This is a genomic window from Synechococcus sp. R6-7, from assembly GCF_047461695.1.
Classification (GTDB): Bacteria; Cyanobacteriota; Cyanobacteriia; order Thermostichales; family Thermostichaceae; genus Thermostichus.
Window position 1 is genome coordinate 1 of record NZ_JANSHS010000424.1, and the last position, 5,820, is coordinate 5,820.

Sequence of the window (5,820 nt, forward strand, 5' to 3'; positions counted from 1 at the left end):
TCAGCAGTGTTCAGCGTAAATGTATCAGGCGACGACAAGCCCAAGAGCAGTTTGGCCACCGCAAGCGAGTCTATGGATGTCAGCAGCGTAAGTCATTGGATAGGGGTGGGGGCTGTCGCCCTAGCCTCCATCCTTTGGGCTGAGATCGTGCGGGATGTGCGCCATTGGCTGGCCCACCGGTGGCCCTGGCTGATGCCCAAACACATCCTGCACCACCGCCTGTTCCGCCCCGACCTTAGCGTGGTGGATGCACAGCTGTACCGAGAATCCCAGTGGCACCACGACGTTCCCGAAGCGGCGACGATGATCCTGGCCGGGATCCCTTGGGTGGTGGTATTGGGCTGGGGATCCTGGCTGTACGGCCTGGCGGCAACGGTGGGCATTCTCTACTCGGCCAGTTTTTGGGTGGCAGGCATGCTGCGGGGTTGGGGGCTGGCCCTGCAGACGGATATCACCCACCAGCCGGGGCCTTTCCCCGTTCCTCCCAGCCAATGGCATGTCAACCGCGCCTACCACTGGCGGCACCACTTCGACGATACCAACGCCTATTTTTGCGGCACCCTGACTCTCGTAGATCGGCTCATGGGCACCAGTCTCTCCTTGAAAGGCAAGCGAGTAGCCGTCACCGGCGCCTCCGGCACCCTGGGCCGGGCCTTGCTCAAGCATTTTCACCAGCAGGGGGCCAAAGTCATCGCCCTCAGCTCCCATTCGGATTCGGTTCACATCGAAGTGGACGGCCAGATCCAGCCGGTGGAGACCGTTCGCTGGCAGGTGGGGCAAGAGGGATCCCTGGCTGAGCTGCTGGAGCGGGTGGATATCTTGGTGCTCAACCACGGCCTGAACGTCCACAGGCAACGGGATCCCGAGTCTGTCCGCCAGTCCTATGCCGTCAACACTTTCTCCAGTTGGCGCCTAATGGAGCTGTTCTTCCAGACGGTGCGCGGCAACCCCGAAATGGCCACCAAAGAGGTGTGGGTGAACACCTCAGAGGCTGAGGCTAGCCCTGCTTTCAGTCCCCTCTACGAGCTCTCCAAGCGGGCCCTAGGCGATCTGGTTACTCTGCGCCGCCTCGATGCTCCCTGCACAGTGCGCAAGCTCATCCTCGGCCCCTTCAAGAGCCAGCTCAATCCCATTGGGGTTATGTCGGGAGATTGGGTGGCCGCTCAGATCTTGGCCCAGGCCAAACGAGATTGCCGCAACATCATCGTCACCATCAACCCCCTCACCTACCTGCTTTTCCCCCTGAAAGAGCTGGCCGTGAGCACCTATTTCCGCCTGTTTAGCCGTCGGTCTCCCCAGCCAGGGATCCCTGCCCCCAACCCAGATCCTGCAGGTGGGGCCGAGTCCGGTGATTTGCCTTTGGTTTAGTTAAAAGGAACTAGATCCCAACCCGTTCCATAGCTCTATGGCATTGGGCGCAAAAGTGGAGTAAGACAAGAGCAGGTTCCTTGGCGTGCCAATACGAACTTTTGGGGAGCGAGAGCGCCCCTTGGCTTGGCGGAACACAGCAGCTCGATCCCCGGTGAGCGTTGGGTGTGAGGAGTAGGAGTGAGCGTGAACATGGTGCGACAGTGGGTGAGCGCAGTACTCTGCGTGGTGGGTGGATCGTTGATGTCGGGGCTTTTGTCCGGCTGTGCCATCCCGATGCCTTCGGCATCTGCGGGAGTTTCTGAAGTCCAAGTGCGCTTGGTGCATGTGGCCCCCAATGCCCCTCGGATCGACTTGGAAGTGGGAGGGGTGAGAGCTGCTCGGGGCATAGCCTATGGCTCGGTGAGCGAGTACGTGCGCATACCGGCGGGCGAGTACGACATTGTTTTGTTTTCAACGCCTGAGAACCCTGGCCAGCCTGCGAGTTCTGCGGTTGCGGCCAGAACCGTAGCCAATCTCAGGGGCGGGGGAGTGTTCTCGGTGGTGGCCGCCAATGAGCCGAATCGCATGACGGCCCTGGTGCTGGAAGACAACATCCATCCGCCCTTTGATCAAGCCCTGGTGCGGTTTGTCCACGCTGCCCCTGATGCGCCGGCCCTGCAATGGCAAGGGGAGCAAGGGCGGGTACTGCTGCCCCAGTTGGCGTTTGGACAAGTATCCACCTTTCAAGCTATGCGCCCCGGCTTTACCCAAATTCAAGTGGCCATAGCCCCTTCAGCTTCCGCGCCAGGTGTGCAGTCGGCTCCCAGCCGGAGCATTCCCCTGCAGCGGTTTGACCTGCAGCTGGAGGCGGGGAAAGTCTATACCCTCTATGTAGCGGGATTGTTACGCAGCAATCCGGCCCTAAGCCTGGTGCTGGCAGAGGAAACTCGAGCTCGCAGGCTCCTATAGCCAAGGTGTTTCGGTCTCTCTTCTCCTTACACTGAGTTAAGGGATACCTCAGGGTGGGGGCAGATAGGGAATATGCTCTGTGGTGGAGCAGGCCAATGCCGTTGGCGTTCTCCGCTGCCAATATGATCTTACAAGGATCTCAGAATCCTAACATGCGGTGCGAAGCACTAGGGGATGCAGCCTGTGGATGCTTTGTTTCAAGTCGTGGTGCTGAATCAAACCCCAGATCCAGAACGGGTCATCTACCAGGCAATGCACCAGGATTACAGCCCTGATTTTGTCACCTCAGAAAGCCGGATCCCGGAAAAGTATGGAGAGGCGGTGGTGCGGCATTTGCTGGAGGGCAACCGTGGCCACTATGGGCCTCTAGAGCATCCTCAGATCACGTTTGGGGTAGGCTATTTTCCCCATGCTGTCATGCAACAGGCCCGTACTCATCGGGTAGGAATTTCCTTCGATGTTCAGTCTTTCCGATATACAGGCCAGCAAATTGCTGATTTGGGCAAAAAGCTCTTGTTCGCGTCAGCGGTGCGGAGCACAACCGAGACTGCTGCTCCTGTTGGCGAGACCGGCTACGGTTGCGTCAGCGATCGCGTCAGCGGGCCGGAGGCCTATCGCGACAGCGGTGCGGAGCACAGTGGCGGGACGGAGTCCTCCTTGTCTTTGCAAGAGCTGGAAACTCTGTTTTACGTTCCTGCCAGCGTCAAAGAGGGCAAGGCCAAAACCCGCCAAGGCTGCAAGCCCATCTCCCCCGCAGCTTTGGATATCATTCTTGCGCAATATCGCAGCCAGGCCATTGCTTATTATCGCCTGGTAGAAGAGTGCGGATTGCCCTATGAAGATGCCCGTAACATCATTGGCTACGGGATCCGACAACACTTCGTGGTCTCTTTCAATTGCCGTAGTCTAATGCATTTTTTGGATCTACGAGCCAAAGAAGATGCTCAACGAGAAATTCAACATCTGTGTGAACTAATTTGGCCCCACTTTGAAGCGTGGTGTCCCCACGTGGCGGCCTGGTATCGTAAGCATCGCTGGGGAAAGGCTCGATTATCCCCCTAAACTTAGTTTAGATAGATATGCTCTGCTAACCCCTTCTGCGGCTAATCCTGTTTTTGATCTTTTGTTGGGTTACGGGTATGGATCCCGAAGCTTATGAGCAAATGGCAGGCTTAGAAGACCGGCATTGGTGGTTTTTGGGTCGCCGTCACATTCTGAGTCGGGTTATTGGATCCCTGTCGCTTCCCCCCTCTGCTTATATTTTGGAAGCTGGCTGTGGTAGCGGCGGCAACCTGGAGATGTTGTCCAGATTTGGCAAAGTTTGGGCTATGGAAAAGAGTGAAATTGCACTGCCGCTGGCCCAAGCTCGCGGTATTGGGATCGTGGCAGAGGGGGAGTTGCCAAACCGGATCCCCTTTGGTTCTCAACGATTTGATTTGATTGCTTTGCTGGATGTGCTGGAGCATCTGGAGAATGACAAAGAAGCTCTCCTAGCCCTCAGTCAAAGGTTAACCCCATCTGGCTACTTAGTTGTAACTGTTCCGGCTTATCCGTGGCTGTGGAGTTTACATGATGAGCTTAATCATCACAAGAGACGATATACCCGCGGGCAACTTTTGTCGTTGCTTAAAAGCTCAGGTCTAGAAGTTTATACCCTTGTTTTCTTCAACAGTTTTCTTTTCCCAATCATTTCAGGGATCCGCATAATGCAGAAAGTGCTTCGCCTGAGGGAAAGCCAAGATCTGAAAATGCCGCCGCTTTGGCTCAATCGACTGCTGACGGGTATTTTTGCTGCAGAAGCCTATCTGATACCTAAGTTTTCTCTGCCCTTTGGTGTATCTCTGCTGGCAGTAGCCGGCCCGGCAACGAAATCGTAGTATCCTGTCATCATTGCTGTTCTCAGACTGCACTTTGATCATTGCTTAAACTCTCATGTTTCGACATCCAATGTCTGCAATTCTGGTAGTTTCTACAACAGCCTTTTCCGACGGTACTTAACCCACTCAACAGGGATTTTTATCTCTTGCATGATGAGGATCCCAATTACTTAAAGAACTTATTTTGTGTCAGCAGCATGAAGTCCTTTGAAGCTGGGAAGGGCCGTCAATAGAATTATCTGGTGAGGGCTACCCATTCAAGTTTTGGTCAACACTGATCTTGTCCAATAGCCTCAGATGCACAATCTTTTCTGTAAGATTGTCAACAGTCTTGATGCCGAAGGAGATAACCCTTGGCCGAACGCGGCTATAAAACTCGTCTGGATCTGCATCGTTTGTGGGTGCCCTTGGCCTGTTTTGGCGATGGCCTTTGTATTTGGTTGGCCTTTGGGGCGGGCTACTGGCTGCGCAGCTTGCGTCCTCATCAGCTCTTGCCTTGGGATGTCTACGCGGCCTTGGGATTGTTGACTGCCCTCAGTTATTGGGGCATTCAGGCGGGCTTAGGCGGATACGGTGAGTCGAAGCGCTTGTCTCGCTTTGAAGAATGGGCCAGTTTGCTGGTGGGGTTGGGATTGACGTTTGGTTTGGTGCTGGCAGGGGCCTTTTTCGTTCGCTCGGTCTCTTTGTCGCGGCTGGTGGTGGGCTACGCCGGCTTGTTGGCTCTGCTGAGTTTGACTTTGGTACGGGTGGGGTTGCGGCTGGGCATGGGCTGGTTGTGCTCTAGGGGCTACGGTCGGCGGCAGGTCATCTGGGTGGGATCCTGGTCGGTGTTGGCGGAAGTGTTGGAGCGATTGCAGCGATCCCCGCAGTTGGGCTTCCAGGTAGTCGCCTGGGCAGGCGTAGAGCAAGGCTCTTTTGAGGAAGATCTCCCGTCCCAGGATGGGGATCCCCGGCCAGACTCATATCCAGTACTAAACACCGCCCGCCCTACCTCTGGCGGGGTTGAGTCTGCCGACAGGACTCTGTCCGGCTCATCCCGAGGAACCCTCTCCTGCTTGTGCAGTCAGCTTGAGCCTTCCTGGTCGGCTCTTGAGCGTCTGGATCTGGTCCATTTGATCGCCTATCTGCAAGCCCACCCAGAAGTGCAGGAGGTGTGGTTTGGGCAACCGGAGCTGGCAACTGCTCCTCTGTTGCTCAGTTTGCAAACATTGTCGGTGCAGGTGCGCTTGGTGCCGGATATCTTGAGTTTTTTAACGGTAAACTTCAGCCTGCAGTCTCTCGACGGGATCCCGCTGCTAACTCTGCGTCAGCCCCCTTTGCGCTACGCCCACAACCGGTTCCTCAAGCGAGCTGTAGACATCCTAGGAGCTTCCCTGGGCCTGATCTTGCTTAGCCCTCTGTTTTTGATTATTGCCCTGCTGGTAGCCTGCAGCAGTCCTGGCCCCATTCTGTATTGGCAAGAGCGGGTGAGCTTGGACGGGCGTCGCTTTTGGATTGCCAAGTTCCGCACCATGCGAGTGGATGCTGAGGCAGCCGGCCAGCCGGGCTGGACGCGCCCCGGGGATCCGCGCCGAACCAAGATAGGAGCCTTTTTGCGCCGCACCAACCTGGACGAGCTGCCCCA

The 5,820-nt window shown here is 56.3% G+C and carries 5 protein-coding genes; all 5 read left to right on the forward strand.

Features of this window, described 5'->3' with window-relative positions; translation table 11 throughout:
• The first annotated feature begins 6 nt into the window (after positions 1-6).
• On the forward strand, positions 7-1,368 hold the full coding sequence (locus NW815_RS12075; protein ID WP_414388066.1) for a bifunctional sterol desaturase/short chain dehydrogenase: 1,362 nt from the start codon (positions 7-9) through the stop codon (positions 1,366-1,368).
• A gap of 180 nt (positions 1,369-1,548) precedes the next feature.
• On the forward strand, positions 1,549-2,319 hold the full coding sequence (locus tag NW815_RS12080; RefSeq protein WP_414388065.1) for a DUF4397 domain-containing protein: 771 nt from the start codon (positions 1,549-1,551) through the stop codon (positions 2,317-2,319).
• Positions 2,320-2,502: 183 nt separating this feature from the next.
• Entirely contained in the window at positions 2,503-3,381 is an 879-nt protein-coding gene (locus tag NW815_RS12085) for an FAD-dependent thymidylate synthase (RefSeq protein ID WP_414388063.1), read from the forward strand.
• Between the two features lie 77 nt (positions 3,382-3,458).
• Positions 3,459-4,196 carry a class I SAM-dependent methyltransferase gene (locus NW815_RS12090; RefSeq protein ID WP_041436582.1) on the forward strand — a complete coding sequence of 246 codons (738 nt, stop codon included), beginning with the start codon at positions 3,459-3,461 and terminating at the stop codon, positions 4,194-4,196.
• Between the two features lie 353 nt (positions 4,197-4,549).
• Positions 4,550-5,820: sugar transferase (locus NW815_RS12095; RefSeq protein WP_414416062.1), on the forward strand; the 1,271-nt coding region annotated here is incomplete at its 3' end.

Coding starts and splice junctions, on each gene's coding strand:
- NW815_RS12090 (WP_041436582.1), top strand. CDS start 3,459: ATGGATCCCGAAGCTTATGAGCAAATGGCAGGCTTAGAAGACCGGCAT.